The sequence below is a fragment of the Rhodococcus sp. NPDC019050 genome (genome assembly GCF_055664235.1).
In genome coordinates, this window is sequence record NZ_JBVOON010000023.1 from 1 (window position 1) to 13,127 (window position 13,127).

Consider the following 13,127-nt stretch of genomic DNA (forward strand, 5'->3'; position numbering starts at 1 on the left):
CGCAAAACGCTCGGCTGGGATACCCCAGCCGAGCGTCTGCGTGATCTAATCACCACCAACTAACAGCGGTGTTGCGTCGACCCCTTGAAACCGCCATTCGGTGCGGGGTCTTCCGCATTTCGGATGCTGTGCCGTTACCGGCGGGGCGTGCTCCGGAGATACGACGACGACGGCGACCACCTCCTGTCCGGAGGGGTCGCCGTCGTCGTAAGCGTGACCGTCAGCGGTCCGACTGTGCGGGGATCTAGCCCACGGCGGGAGTGGCCCACTGCGCAGGAATCGCCGCAGCGCGCTTGCGCATGGCGGCGTGGCTGTGCCGCGCGTTGCTCAGCAACGTGGTGAACCAGTTGCGCCGATGCTCGGCGAGCGCGGCAGCCACCTCGGGTATGAGGACGCAGTGAACACCGTGTTCCATGCCGAGGCGATGTCGACCGGAAGGTGAGGGGGAGGAACGCATAGCCTGCCTTCTCGATGTACGGAATATCCGGAGTCGGACGCTTGGACAAGACGATAACCGACGTCCGGCCCCGTACCGCGCATTTATTGCAGGTGAGAGGCGTGTTTCCCCAGGACGACGGCTCCCGCGACCTGCCTGTGACCGCTCCGTGACTGTGCCGTGACAGCGGCGGGTCGGCTCACCCCTCCCGGTTGTGTGGTGCAACACTGGGCGGCGTGCTGCGAATGGGGTTGACCGGAGGTATCGGCGCGGGTAAGTCCACTGTCGCCAAGGAACTCGTGAATCTCGGGGCGGTGCTCGTCGACGCCGACACGATCGCGCGGGAAATCGTCGAGCCGGGCTCGGAGGGTCTCGCCGAACTCGTCGATGCGTTCGGCGAGGACATTCTCCTACCCGACGGGTCGCTGGACCGTCCCGCACTCGCTGCCAAGGCGTTCGCGACCGACGATGCGCGTGCCGTCCTCAACGCCATCACCCACCCGCGGGTCGGCCGACGCACCGCCGAACTCGTCGCCGCGGCGCCCGAAGACGCGATCGTGGTGCAGGACATCCCCCTGCTCGTCGAAGGCGGCATGGCGCCGATCTTCCATCTCGTCGCCGTCGTCCACGCAGGCGAAGACGAGCGGCTCCGCCGGTTGGTGGAGTTGCGCGGCATGCCCGAGTCGGACGCTCGCGCCCGGATCGCCGCACAGGCCACCGAAGACCAGCGTCGCGCCGTCGCAGATGTCTGGCTCGACAACACCGGAGAGCCGGACGAGGTCGTCCGCCGCGTGCGGGCGCTGTGGGCCGACCGCCTGGTGCCGTTCGAACGCAACGTGCGCACCCGCCTCCCGGTGGCACCGGCACCGGTATTGGTTCCGGCTCGTCCCGAGTGGGAACCGAGCGCGCAACGGCTGGTCGCACGACTCGCTGTGGCCTGTGGCGGCAGCGCGCTGCGTATCGACCACGTGGGTTCGACCGCGGTGCCCGGGCTCGACGCCGTCGACGCCCTGGATCTGCAGGTCACGGTGCCCGATCTCGCGGCTGCCGACGCGCTCGCGGAACCCCTTGCCGTGGCAGGCTTCCCGCGTGTCGACCGGATCGATCACGACCAGCCGAAACCCTCGTACGGTGCCGGCGGTGAGACGGACCCGGCGATGTGGGCGATGCGCTTGCACGGAAGCGCCGACCCGGGGCAGCCGGCGCGCGTCGCGGTGCGCGTCGACGGCTGGCCCGGGCAGCAGTTCGCTCTGCTGCTTCGCGACTGGCTGCGTGCCGACGCAGCCGCAGCGGCGGAATACGCCGACGTCAAGCGGAGCGCCGCAGAGACCGCGGCAACATACGGCGACCCGCTCGAGGCGGCAGCGGCATACAGCGAGGCGAAGGCTCCGTGGTTCGACCGCGCGTACCATCGCGCGTGGTCCTGGGCCAAGGACACCGGCTGGAAGGGATAGCTGGAAGTCCTTCCTCCCATTCCGGTTGCGGCGCCGGTCACCGGCGACACCTCAGATTCCGAGAGCGACCCGACCCGCGGTGGCCCCTCCGTCGACGATCAGATCGTGCCCGGTGACATAGTTCGCGTCGTCCGAGGCGAGGTACAGGAGTCCCGTGGCCATCTGGGCGGGATTCGCGGCGTATCCGACCGGCTGGAGCTTGTCGAGCACGTCCACGATGCCCTCCACGTCCGGGACCATGCCGCTCAGCATGGTGCCCGGGGAGATCGTGTTCACACGAACACCCTTGGGCGCGAGTTCGAGTGCGCACGCCTTGGACATCGCGACCACGGCCGCCTTTGTGCCGCAGTAGACGGCCATGCCTTCGGTGGGCAGGAAGCCGCCGTTCGAGGCCGTGTTGACGATGACCCCCGATCCCTGTTCCGCCATGACGCGACCTGCCGCTCGAGTGCCGTAGAAGATGCCGCCGAAGTTCACGGCCACCATACGCTCGAAGTCGTCGTTCGTCGTGTCGAGAAGCGGGCCGGCGGCGTGGACGCCGGCGTTGTTGCACATGACGTCGAGCCGTCCGTACCGAGCGACGGTCCCGCTGACGAGAGAGTCGACCTCGGCCGGGTCACCGACATCGGTGCGAACGAAGTCGGCGCCGATCTCTCGTGCTGCGGCCTCGCCCGCCTCCTGGCTGATGTCCGCCATGACCACGCGAGCGCCTTCGGCGGTCATCAGTTCGGCGGTCGCCCGTCCGAGACCGGAGGATGCGCCGGTGACGATGACGATCTTGTCCTGCATACGATGTGACATGTCGGCCTTTCGGATGGTCGTGCCGGGAAGTGGACGGGGAGTGTCAGGCGGTGGGCGAACCGAGGGCGCGCTCGGCGTGAAGTGCCTCGCTGCGCTTCTTCAGTGCGACGGCGGTGTCGTCGAAGGCCCGCTTCACCCATGCACCGCTGTCGGCCATGATCTGGTGTGCTTCCTCGCCGAGGAAGGCGTCGGTGGAGTAGTAGCGGCACCGGGTCTGGTCGATCGGTTCGACGACCTGATCGCGTCGGGCGGCTTGCGCGGAGAACTCGGTGGGTCGAAGTTCCCACGACAGCAGTCGTTCCGGCACCACCGCACAGACGTACTCGGTGTACGGGAAGGTCTCTGCCGCGCCCGAGTAGTCGGTCAGTGTCATCTCCACGGGCGCGCCGATTTCCAGTGTCGATTTCGCGACGACACAGAAAGGATTCCAGTGAGGATAGTTGTCGAGGTCGGTGAGAACCTCCCAGACGACACTCGCAGGCGCGTCGATCTCGACCTCGATCGAGCGGACGGTGGTTGCGGAATCGTATTGGGGGATGGATAGGTTGGTCATCGGATCTCCTGTTGTCAACGGATGCTCGCCATGATGTTCCGTTCGGAACCTGAGTGATGGCGATCGGAATCAGGTGAAGGACGCGTGTCCACCGGTCAGGACGGCACCGCCGTCGGTGGTGGCGTCGAAGCACACATCGGTCGCGTCGCCCCAGGCGCGGACCTGTGCGGTGTCGCCGGGGAAGACAGGTGCCGCGAAGCGGCCGGACAGGTGCGTCAGGTCGGCCGGGTGGGCGCCCAGCATCTCTGCGAGGGGCAGGACCGTAGCGGCGAGAGTGCACATCCCGTGCAGGATCGGACGCGGTTGCCCGATGCGTGCTGCGGCGCCGGGATCGATGTGGATGTGGTGCCGGTCGCCGGTGAGCCGGTAGAGCGCGGCCTGATCGGGATCGGTTGTCAGGGTGCCCACCACGGTGGGATCCCCTTCGGGCGAGGACGGTGCCGACGGGCCGCGATCGCCGCCGAACCCGCCGGCGCCGGGCGCGAACAGCGACCAGGTTGCCACGAAACAGTCGCTCTCGACGACCACCTCGAAGACCGCCGCGCGGCCCTTGTCCCAGACCTCACCGACCCGCGCCGACAACGTGATCTCACCGGATCGGGGAAGGGGAGCGAGCACGTCGAGACTCTGCGATCCGTGGAGAGCGGTCGTCGTGTCGAACGCCCCGAGCGCGCCCAATGCATCGGGTGCCCACTGTGCCAGGGTCAAGGCGAAGGTGGGCAGGACACGGAGCCGATCCTCGAACACCAGGTCGAGGTCGGCGGCGCCGGCGCCGACCGCCAGCGCGTACAGGACGGCGCCGCGCTCGTCGTAGCCGACCACTCGGGTGCCCAGGTCGAGGCCACGCCACCGGATGGGGGTCGACATCGTATCGGTCATCGAGGGGGATCCTTCGAGGTGTTGTCGGCGCGCGTGTGGTCGGTCGGTCTGTCCGGTCACACGTTCGCCGTGGCAAAGCGCGGGTAGTCGAGATATCCCTCGACGCCCCCGCCGTAGTAGGTGGTCGGGTCCGGTGCCGTCAGCGGCCACGCGTTCTGCAGACGCGCGACGAGGTCGGGGTTCGCGATGAACGGTTGTCCGAAAGCGGCGAGGTCGATCAGGTCCCGCTCGAGCAGTTCCTCGGCGTATTCCTGAGTCATTCCACCGGCGAGGATGATCGTTCCTCGGAACCGAGCGCGGAACATCGTGAGGAAGTCGGTGTCGAGAAGTCGGCCACCGGCGGGACGCTGGTCGATGAGGTGGATGTAGGCCAGGTCGCGGCGCGACAGTTCCGAGGCAAGGTGCAGATAGTTCTCTGCTGCCTCGGGATAGGCAGGCATGTCGAACAGCTCGCTGAACGGAGAGAGCCGGACCCCGACCCGGGCGGAGCCGAGTACGTCGATCACGGCGTCGACCGTCTCGATCAGGAATCTGGCGCGATCGGTGCAGGAACCGCCGTACCGGTCGGATCGCGTGTTGGTCGCGGGGTTGAGGAACTGTTCGAACAGATAGCCGTTGGCTCCGTGCAATTCGATCCCGTCGAAGCCGGCCGCCTCGGCATTGGTTGCCGCCCTGGCGAAGTCGTCGACAACGCGCCCGACTTCCCCGGTGTTCAGTGGACGGGGATCGCTGACGTCGACGAACCCGACATTCCCGTTGCCGTCGAATGCGAAGATCTTGCTCTCCGAGGCAGGTGCGGCGCCGGCGCTGACCGGTTGTCGGCCTTCTGGCTGGAGGGAGGCGTGCGACAGCCGGCCGACGTGCCAGAGTTGGCTGAAGATGCGCCCGCCTTCGCTGTGGACGGCATCGGTGACCGTGCGCCATCCGGCGACCTGTGTCGGAGACCAGATGCCCGGGACGTGCACATAGCCTTGTGCCTCCGGGGAGATCGGTGTGCCTTCGGTGATGATCAGTCCGGCGGTCGCCCGCTGGCGGTAGTACTCCGCAGTCTCCGCGGTCGGGATGGTGTCGACGCACCGTGCCCGTGTCATGGGCGCCATTACGAGACGATTGTCGAGAGCGTGTCCACCGAGCCGGTGGGTGTCGAACAAGCGAGTCAACGCTGTCTCTTTTCTGGAGGAGGTCTACGACTCTTGTTCACGGCCGCGGCGCAGAACTCGATCGGGTCGTGGTGCCGCAGGATCGAAGCGCAACAGAATTGGCGAAAAGCTCTGGAGTGAAACAGCTTTCAGTCACGGCGGCCGTGATGGTGATCACTGTAGCCGCTGGCTCCCGGAGCGTCAACAGTCGGCACGTCGAGCGAGCGACGTCAGAACTCGATCTCGATCGGCCCCGAGTCGGGGCGCGCCTGGCATCCGAGGATGTAACCCTCGGCGATATCCGACGGATCGAGTATGTCCGACTTGTCCATTACGACCTTGCCCGAAACGACTGTGCACGCACAGGATCCGCATTCACCCGACCGGCAGGAGAACGGCACGTCGACACCCCGATCCAGCAACACGTCCACGAGGGTGTTGCCGCTCGGCCACTCGAACCGATGCGACTCGCCGTCCAGATGCACGACGGTCTCGACCGCTGAAGCTGGATCGTCGTCGACGATCGGCCGGGGAGCTTCGAAAGGGTCGCCTGAGATCGAAACGAAGACTTCCTGATGGAACCGCTCCATCGGAATGCCGGCCGCCCGCACTCCCTCGGCCACGCCGCCCATGAACGGACCGGGGCCGCAGACGAATACTTCACGCTGCGAGTGTTCCGCCGCCAGAGTTGCGAATCTCTCCCGGGGCGGGATGCCGTGCACGTCGTCGAACCAGTAGTGGATGGTCAGACGCTCGCCGAACATCGCGTCGTAGTCCTCGAGTTCGCTGTGGAAGATCACCGAGTTCCGGTCACGATTGGCGTAGAACAGAACGACCGAGCGATCGGACCGGAGCAGCGCGGTTTTCAGGAGCGAGATGATCGGCGTGATGCCGCTTCCTGCCGCGAACAGGAGGAAATCGTTCGTGTAGTCCGCAGGGGTGAAGCGACCCGAGGGTTGCAGGACGGTGAGGGAGCACCCGGGTTTCACGTTGTCGCACAACCAGTTCGACCCGTATCCGTCAGTGGTGCGCTTGACGGTGACCTTCAGATCGTCGTCGATGCCGGGTGCGCTGGACAGCGAATACGACCGGGCCACATGCCCCGTGCGGTCGCTCGGTATCCGGACGGTCAGGAATTGCCCGGGTCGGTACGCGAAAAGCTCACGAGAGTTCTCCGGTGTGCGCAGGACGATGGATTTCGAATCCGGGGTCTCTTCGATGACGTCGGACACGGTCAGCTCGTATCCGACACCGACGATCTGCAAGGTGCTCACTCTCGGTCGCCTGCGCTCTCCGTCGACTGCATTGTTGGTTGGCTGCGTTGTTGGTTGACTACGTTGTTGGTTGACTACGTTGTTCGTGAATTCGACTGCGAGAAAAGGGTTCCGAGTCAGGTCAGGGGCACGCGCTGCTTCTTCTCGAAGCTCGTGTATCCCTCCGCCGCGGCGCGGGTGCACCAGTTGGAATAGCGTTGGAAACCGCCGACGTACATCAGCAGGGTCCGTGGCTTGCCGGGGATATTCGCACCCGTGTACCAGGAGTCGGTACGGGAATGCATCGTGCGCGAGGCGGCCGTGTCGACTTCCGCTGCCCACTCGCTCTCCTGGGCGGAGGTGGCGCCGAAGCGGGAGATCCCGTTCTCCTCGAGATGATCGATGGCCTGCAGAATCCAGTCGACCTGCCATTCACCTGTGGTGATCATCTGCGCCAGGACTGACGGGCTGCCGGGGCCGTGCACCATGAACAGGTTCGGGAAACCGGCGGTCATCAAACCGAAGACGGTCCTCGGTCCGTCGGCCCAATGATCGGCGAGTCGTGCACCGTCGACCCCGGTCACGTTCATCCTCAGCATCGAACCGGTCATGGCGTCGAAGCCGGTGGCGAAGATGATCACGTCGAGGTCGTATTCGGACTCGGTGGTGCGAAGACCCGACTCGGTGATCTCCTCGATAGGGCGGGTCCGCACGTCGACCAGGGTCACGTTGTCCCGGTTGAACGTCTCGTAGTAACCGGAGTCGATGCAGATCCGCTTGCCACCGATCGGATAGGTCTTCGGGCACAGGAGCTCGGCCGTCTCCGGGTCGTGGACGATGGACCGGATCTTGTTGCGCACGAACTCGGCGAGGATCTCGTTCGCCTTCGGGTCGCTGGAGGTGTCGGTGAACGTCCGGATGAATTCGAGTCCGTTCCGGGCGTTCCATGCCCGCTCCATGACCTCTTCGCGTTCCTCTTCGGTGTAGTCGAAGATCGAGCGCTGCTCGGTGACATTGCTCATCAGCACCGCGCCGTGGGTGTCGAGTATCTGCTTGCGCCGCTCCGGATAGTCGGCTTTCCACTCCCGCACGTACTCGGGATCCAGGTTCCGGTTGCGCGAGGGAAGGCTGAAGTTCGGGGTCCTCTGGAAGACCGTGAGGTGCTCGGCGAGCGTGGCGACTTCCGGGGTGATCTGGATACCGGTGGATCCGGTGCCGATCAGACCCACGCGCTTGCCGGCGAGGTCGACGCCGTCCTTGGGCCAGCGCGAGGTGTGATAGGCGTGTCCGCGGAAACGATCCAGGCCCGGCCAGTCGGGGACGTTGGAGACATCGAGGCTGCCGGTTGCCGCGATCACGTGCCTTGCGACGAAGCGGTCACCGGAGGCCGTGCCGACATGCCATTCGTCTGTGGCGTCGTCGTACGTCAGTCGATCCACGCGGGTCTCGAAGCGGATGTCCTCGCGCAGCCTGAAGCGGTCGGCCACGTGGTTGGCGTACGCTTCCAGATCCGGTTGCGGGGAGAAGTGTTCCGACCACGACCATTCCTGTTGGAGGTCTTCGTCGAAGGAGTACGAGTACTGCATGGACTCGATGTCCACGCGGGCGCCGGGATAGCGGTTCCAGTACCAGGTGCCGCCCACACCGTCACCTGCCTCGAGACAGACGACGCGGCGGCCCTGCTGACGGAGACGGTGAATCGCATACATTCCGCTGAATCCCGCGCCGATGACGACGACGTCGAAGCGTTCGCCGGTACGGCGGGCGTCGGGGGTCGAGGTGGACATGTTTCCTCCAAGGAACGAATCTGGCTCAGCAGCGTGTACCGCGGTCGGCTGAGAGACGGTGGAACCGGACGGCGGCTGCTACCCGAGCAGGGAGCCGCCGTCCGCTACGACATCGGTGCCGTTGACGAAGGACGCGTCGTCCGAGGCGAGGAACACCACGACGTTGGCGGTCTCCTGCGGGTCGGCCTGACGCTTGAGGCCGGTCGGAGTCTCGGTGGAGGTGGTCGTCGGTGACATGTCGGTGCGAATGTTGCCGGGCAGCACCGCATTCACCCGAATCATCGACGGTTCGAGCTCGATCGCTGCGGTCCTCGTCAGTCCGCGCAGCGCCCATTTCGACATGCTGTAGGAGCCGTGCCCGGGATAGGAAGTCGTTCCGGCGAGCGACGAGACGTTCACGATCGAGCCGCCACCGCGGGCGCGCATTGCGGGAGCGACGGCCTGGATGCCGAGGAACGGTCCGTGCAGGTTGACGGCGAGGACTTTGTCGAGACCGGCGACGGTCTCGTCCTCGAGCAACTGCTTGCGGTAGATCGCCGCGTTGTTGACGAGGACGTCGAGACCGCCGAAGGTCGAGGTCGCCAGAGCGACTGCGGCAGCCCAGTCCTGCGGGGAGGTCACGTCGAGGTGAGTGTGGACGACGGAGTCTCCGAGGTCGTCGGCGACGGTCTTTGCCAGGTCGTCGAGGACGTCACCGATCACGACCGAGCAGCCTTCCTGCGCGAGCGTCCGGACGATCCGTTCGCCTTGTCCGCGTGCGCCACCGGTGACGATCGCGACTTTTCCTTCGAAGCGGTGCGGCATGATTCTCCGATTTTCGCTGATCGTGGTTCAGCTGGTCAGTGCTCGCCGGATGGCGGCGGTGTAGTCGGCGTCGATCCGCTGGGAGATCGCTGCCTGTGGGAACACTCCGGACGATCCGTGGAAGGTGCCGGGGTAGAGATGCAGTTCGGTGGGCACGCCTGCCTGCGTCAACCGCTGGGCGTAGTCGATTCCCTCGTCGCGGAGCGGATCGAAGGAGGTGACCGCGATGTACGTCGGGGGCAACCCGCTGAGGTCGGTGGTTCGTGCGGGGGCGGCGTATTTCGAGGTGGCCGTCCGGTCGGCGTCGGCTCCCAGATAGTGGCACCAGCTGTCGATTCCGTTCTGCCGGTTCCACAACGGGGAATCGGTGTATTCGGTTGCCGATGTCGTGAGCATGCGGTCGTCGAGCACGGGGGAGTCCAGCGCCTGGAAGATCACCGCGGGACCACCGGTGTCGCGGGCCTCGAGCGCGACCGCGGCGGCGAGGCCGGCGCCGGCACTGATTCCGGCGAGAACGATCCGGGTCGGGTCGATTCGCAGGTCGTTGTCGCCGGTGACCCAGGTCAGGGCGTCGAAGGCGTCGTCCAACGGTGTGGGGAAGGGGTGTTCCGGAGCGAGTCGATAGTTGACGGAGACCACCACCGCGTCCAGACTCGCGGCGAGGGCCGATGGAACCCGGACATCGGTTGCGGCGTCGCCGAAGACGAATCCGCCGCCGTGCAAGTACACGACGCACGGGAGTCGTTGCGCGGTGCGGTCTTCCGGTTCGAACACGACGAGACCGATGTCCGAGCCGTCGGTTGCGGGTGCGGTTCGGTGGCGAACTGCGACGCCTGCGGGTACGGCCGTCATCGGATCCTCGGTCCTCATCGACCGGATGACTGCGCGCGCCTTGTCGGCGTCGGCTACGTCGAGCTCGGGGAGGAATCCCATCATCGGCCGGTACTCGGGATCGACGGCGTAGGACATCGATTCCTTTCCTTGTGCAGTAGGAACGAGTGCGCTGGACGGGGGCCGGAACGGCGTGACGTGACCACGATCACTCGGCTGGAGCCAAATGTAGCCATTGGCTACTCACTCGTCAACCGTCGATGGTGATGTTGCGCGTGGCGGGCTCTTATCAGCTCAGAAACCCGACATGTCGTACGGGTATTGGTTGGTGGCTCCGCCGTCGACGATCATCACCTGGCCGGTGATCGTTCGTGCGAGATCGCTTGTCAGGAAGGCGAGGGCGCTCGCGACGTCGGACGGCAGCGTCAACCGCTGCAGCGGAATCTGGATGCGGGTGTTCTCGAGTGCCTCGGCATCGAGGATCGCCGAGATACGGGGCGTGACGACGAACCCGGGGGCCACCGCATTCACGCGAATACCGAAAGGGCCCAGTTCGATTGCCGCTGAACGAACCAGCGAGCCGAGCGCCGCCTTGTACACGCCGTAGGCCGCGTGCACGGGGGAGCTGCCGAGTCCGGAGACCGACGAGACGAACGTGATGGACCCTTCGCCACGGTCGCGCAGCCGACGACCGAAATGCCGCAGTGCGAGTACCGCGTGGCGCAGGACGATGGACTCCGCCCAGATCCAGTCGTCGTCGCTGATGTCGAGCAGGGGGCCGTAGCGTGCCATCCCGATGACGTCGACGACGCCGTCGAGCTCACCCACCCGCTCCGCCAGCGCGGCCATGTCGGAGTTGTCGGTGGCATCGACCTGCTCCGATGTTGCCCCGGAGCCGATCTCGGCGCACACCGTGTCGGCGCGGTCCCGGTCCACGTCGACGACGATCACCTCGGCGCCGAGCTGGGCGAGGGCGTGGGAGACCTGCCGTCCCATTCCCTGCCCGCCGCCGAGCACGAGATATCGACGGTGTGAGAGACCGAATCGACTGCGGTAGTCGATGATCCGGTCGCTGTCTACTGGGCCGTGCGGCGGGGCGGCATTCTGGGGCATACGCACTCCGATCGAGAGAAAAGGGGCGGCCTTCTGGCCGTGGGAGTCATGGGCATGGCCCGATGCGTGCGGGTGCATCGCGGCCACGATCGGTACGTGTCAGGCCATCTTCGGGGCCGGTGAAGGCTCCTCGACCGGATCCGCGTCGACGGATGCGGTGTTACCCGCGATGAGCGAGGCTTCGGGTGCCGCGTTGCTGTTGCTGTTCGGCATGGTGGCGATCACCACGATGCCCAGGAGGGCTGCAACACCGACGACGCCGGACGCAGCGTAGGGATTCTCCGTGACCGCGGTGAACTTCCCTGCGAGATAGGGACCGAGCCCGCCACCGATCGCCGAACCGAGGCCGAATCCGATGGCAGCGCCCGTGTAGCGGATCGCGGCCGGGAATGCAGACGTGAGAGTCGCGTAGACCGGGACGGCGGATGCCCCTGCCAGGCCGACGAGAAGCATGTGACCTCCGGCGGTGACGATCAGGTTTCCGCCGGTGGCCTTCATGAAGTACATGATCGGGAACATCGTGACCAGAATCGTGCCCAGCCCCAGGATCATTGTGTTCCTGCGACCGCTCCTGTCGATGAGGAAGCCGGCCCCGAATCCGATGACGACGGCGAAGGTTGACCCTGCGGTGGCAATCCAGGCAGTGACGCCCGGGGCCATACCGACCTGCTGCTGCAGGAACAACGGCATGTATGCCGGGACCACGTACCCGATCGCGAGTACGGAGGCGCTGAGTGCGATCACCCGGAGCAGGGTCGCGGGATACTGCGTGACGGCCGAACGCACGGGGGAGGACTGGACCTTGTGCGCACCGGCGAGTTCCTGGAAATCGGGTGATTCCTCCAGTCGTTTGCGCAGATAGAGCACGTACAACATCAACGGCAGCGACATCATAAGCGGAATGCGCCAGCCCCACTCGGACATCGCGTCTTCCGAGGTCAGAGAGGTGGTGAGGGCAACGGCCAGAGGAGCGAGGGCGCCGCCGAATGCGAATCCCACCGGGGTCATCGCGCTCAGGATGCCGTAGTTCTTGGCGGACGCGTGCTCGGCGACGAACGTGGCCGAGCCCATCTGCTCGCCGCCGGCGAAGAATCCCTGCAGCATGCGCGTGAATACGAGCAGGACCGGCGCCATGATTCCGACGGTGGCATGCGTCGGCAAAAGGCCCATGAGAACGGTGGCCCCACCCATCCCCGAGATTGTGACGATCAGCGCGAAGCGACGACCGTATCGGTCACCGATTCGGCCGAAGACGACACCGCCGATGGGGCGTGCGAGGAATCCGGTACCGAGAACCGCTAGTGAGCTCAGGACTCCGGCCGCGGGGTTGTCGCTGGGAAAGAACAGGGGCGACAGGTAGGCGATGAGGAAGGTGAAGACCATGAAGTCGTAGGCCTCGACGGCAGTTCCGAAGAACCCTGCGAGCGACGCTCTCCGGGCCAGGCTCGGTGACGGCTCGATCTCGGGTGAGTTCATTTCGATCCTGTTCGGTTGTGTCCTCCGGTGTGCTCACCGGGGAAAGTTCGATTCCGATGCACATTCGACGTGTCCAGGCCGCTGCCGGGCACATAGCCGAGCAGTGTCCGGGACTCGGACAGGAATGTGGTGGTGACGCGGTCGGAGATCAGCCAAGCGGAGGCCGACCCGGACCGCATGTATTCGACGTCGTAGTAGCCCACGAGCCGCTGCGACGGTGATCCGGAAGTGTCGAACGAGCCGAACCATTCCATGTGGATCCGGCTCGTGGCTCGATCGCCGTCGATGGTGATCTGCGGGAGGTGCATCAGATGGATGCCGGTGAACGGAGCCTCGTCGCAGAACATACGGAGAGATTCGCTGCCCTGAACGCGTGTGCCCGTCGACAGTTCCGGGCCCAGATCGCGCGACCGGTAGATCCCGTGCGGCGTGAACAGCGACGACCACTTTGCCCCGTCGCGATCGTCGAAGGAACGCGCGTAGACGCCCTCCAAATCGAGGATCGCCAGTCGATCCTCCATCGCGCGAATTCTGTACTCGCTGTCCATGGTGTTTCCGGGCAACTTTGTCTGTGGCACTTCACCCTCCTGAGCTGGGGCAA

Annotated in this window: 13 protein-coding genes; 1 reads left to right on the top strand and 12 read right to left on the bottom strand. The window is 65.7% G+C overall.

The genetic code is table 11. The features are described from left to right. Positions 1-244: 244 nt before the first annotated feature. Positions 245-457: a hypothetical protein gene (locus tag AC0B44_RS19360; RefSeq protein ID WP_407440828.1), complete on the bottom strand. Its 213-nt coding sequence runs from the start codon at positions 455-457 to the stop codon at positions 245-247. Positions 458-672: 215 nt separating this feature from the next. Here AC0B44_RS19360 and coaE point away from each other — a divergent pair, with 215 nt between their 5' ends. Beyond that, entirely contained in the window at positions 673-1,890 is a 1,218-nt protein-coding gene (coaE, locus tag AC0B44_RS19365; RefSeq protein WP_471904422.1) for a dephospho-CoA kinase, read from the top strand. A 51-nt stretch (positions 1,891-1,941) separates the two neighbouring features. On the opposite strand, the gene AC0B44_RS19370 is transcribed toward coaE, so the two are convergent. The 11 genes from AC0B44_RS19370 to AC0B44_RS19420 all read right to left on the bottom strand — a co-directional run bounded on the left by AC0B44_RS19370 (position 1,942) and on the right by AC0B44_RS19420 (position 13,104). Beyond that, a complete protein-coding gene (locus AC0B44_RS19370) occupies positions 1,942-2,691 on the bottom strand; it encodes an SDR family NAD(P)-dependent oxidoreductase (protein ID WP_471904423.1) in 750 nt (249 codons plus the stop codon). A 43-nt stretch (positions 2,692-2,734) separates the two neighbouring features. After that, positions 2,735-3,244, bottom strand: coding sequence for an SRPBCC domain-containing protein (locus AC0B44_RS19375; RefSeq protein WP_471904424.1), 510 nt, complete (start codon positions 3,242-3,244; stop codon positions 2,735-2,737). A 69-nt stretch (positions 3,245-3,313) separates the two neighbouring features. Next, positions 3,314-4,123 carry a MaoC/PaaZ C-terminal domain-containing protein gene (locus tag AC0B44_RS19380; protein ID WP_471904425.1) on the bottom strand — a complete coding sequence of 270 codons (810 nt, stop codon included), beginning with the start codon at positions 4,121-4,123 and terminating at the stop codon, positions 3,314-3,316. A gap of 56 nt (positions 4,124-4,179) precedes the next feature. Then, on the bottom strand, positions 4,180-5,283 hold the full coding sequence (locus AC0B44_RS19385; RefSeq protein WP_471904426.1) for an alkene reductase: 1,104 nt from the start codon (positions 5,281-5,283) through the stop codon (positions 4,180-4,182). A 209-nt stretch (positions 5,284-5,492) separates the two neighbouring features. Further along, positions 5,493-6,536 carry a 2Fe-2S iron-sulfur cluster-binding protein gene (locus AC0B44_RS19390; RefSeq protein WP_471904427.1) on the bottom strand — a complete coding sequence of 348 codons (1,044 nt, stop codon included), beginning with the start codon at positions 6,534-6,536 and terminating at the stop codon, positions 5,493-5,495. A 116-nt stretch (positions 6,537-6,652) separates the two neighbouring features. Next, positions 6,653-8,302, bottom strand: a complete 1,650-nt coding sequence (locus AC0B44_RS19395; protein WP_471904428.1) for a flavin-containing monooxygenase — start codon at positions 8,300-8,302, stop codon at positions 6,653-6,655. Between the two features lie 78 nt (positions 8,303-8,380). After that, positions 8,381-9,106: an SDR family NAD(P)-dependent oxidoreductase gene (locus AC0B44_RS19400; protein WP_471904429.1), complete on the bottom strand. Its 726-nt coding sequence runs from the start codon at positions 9,104-9,106 to the stop codon at positions 8,381-8,383. A 27-nt stretch (positions 9,107-9,133) separates the two neighbouring features. Further along, entirely contained in the window at positions 9,134-10,075 is a 942-nt protein-coding gene (locus AC0B44_RS19405; protein ID WP_471904430.1) for an alpha/beta hydrolase, read from the bottom strand. 156 nt (positions 10,076-10,231) lie between these two features. Beyond that, entirely contained in the window at positions 10,232-11,050 is an 819-nt protein-coding gene (locus tag AC0B44_RS19410; protein ID WP_471904431.1) for an SDR family NAD(P)-dependent oxidoreductase, read from the bottom strand. A gap of 99 nt (positions 11,051-11,149) precedes the next feature. Then, positions 11,150-12,526: an MFS transporter gene (locus AC0B44_RS19415; RefSeq protein ID WP_471904432.1), complete on the bottom strand. Its 1,377-nt coding sequence runs from the start codon at positions 12,524-12,526 to the stop codon at positions 11,150-11,152. Next, complete coding sequence (locus AC0B44_RS19420) at positions 12,523-13,104, bottom strand: nuclear transport factor 2 family protein (RefSeq protein WP_471904433.1); 582 nt, start codon at positions 13,102-13,104, stop codon at positions 12,523-12,525. The genes AC0B44_RS19415 and AC0B44_RS19420 overlap by 4 nt, the downstream gene beginning before the upstream one ends. Between the last annotated feature and the right edge of the window lie 23 nt (positions 13,105-13,127).

Excerpts from the sequence above, each read along its gene's own strand:
- AC0B44_RS19360 (WP_407440828.1), bottom strand. The coding sequence starts at position 457 with ATGCGTTCCTCCCCCTCACCTTCCGGTCGACATCGCCTCGGCATGGAA.
- AC0B44_RS19370 (WP_471904423.1), bottom strand. The coding sequence starts at position 2,691 with ATGTCACATCGTATGCAGGACAAGATCGTCATCGTCACCGGCGCATCC.
- AC0B44_RS19375 (WP_471904424.1), bottom strand. The coding sequence starts at position 3,244 with ATGACCAACCTATCCATCCCCCAATACGATTCCGCAACCACCGTCCGC.
- AC0B44_RS19380 (WP_471904425.1), bottom strand. The coding sequence starts at position 4,123 with ATGACCGATACGATGTCGACCCCCATCCGGTGGCGTGGCCTCGACCTG.
- AC0B44_RS19395 (WP_471904428.1), bottom strand. The coding sequence starts at position 8,302 with ATGTCCACCTCGACCCCCGACGCCCGCCGTACCGGCGAACGCTTCGAC.
- AC0B44_RS19400 (WP_471904429.1), bottom strand. The coding sequence starts at position 9,106 with ATGCCGCACCGCTTCGAAGGAAAAGTCGCGATCGTCACCGGTGGCGCA.
- AC0B44_RS19405 (WP_471904430.1), bottom strand. The coding sequence starts at position 10,075 with ATGTCCTACGCCGTCGATCCCGAGTACCGGCCGATGATGGGATTCCTC.
- AC0B44_RS19410 (WP_471904431.1), bottom strand. The coding sequence starts at position 11,050 with ATGCCCCAGAATGCCGCCCCGCCGCACGGCCCAGTAGACAGCGACCGG.
- AC0B44_RS19415 (WP_471904432.1), bottom strand. The coding sequence starts at position 12,526 with ATGAACTCACCCGAGATCGAGCCGTCACCGAGCCTGGCCCGGAGAGCG.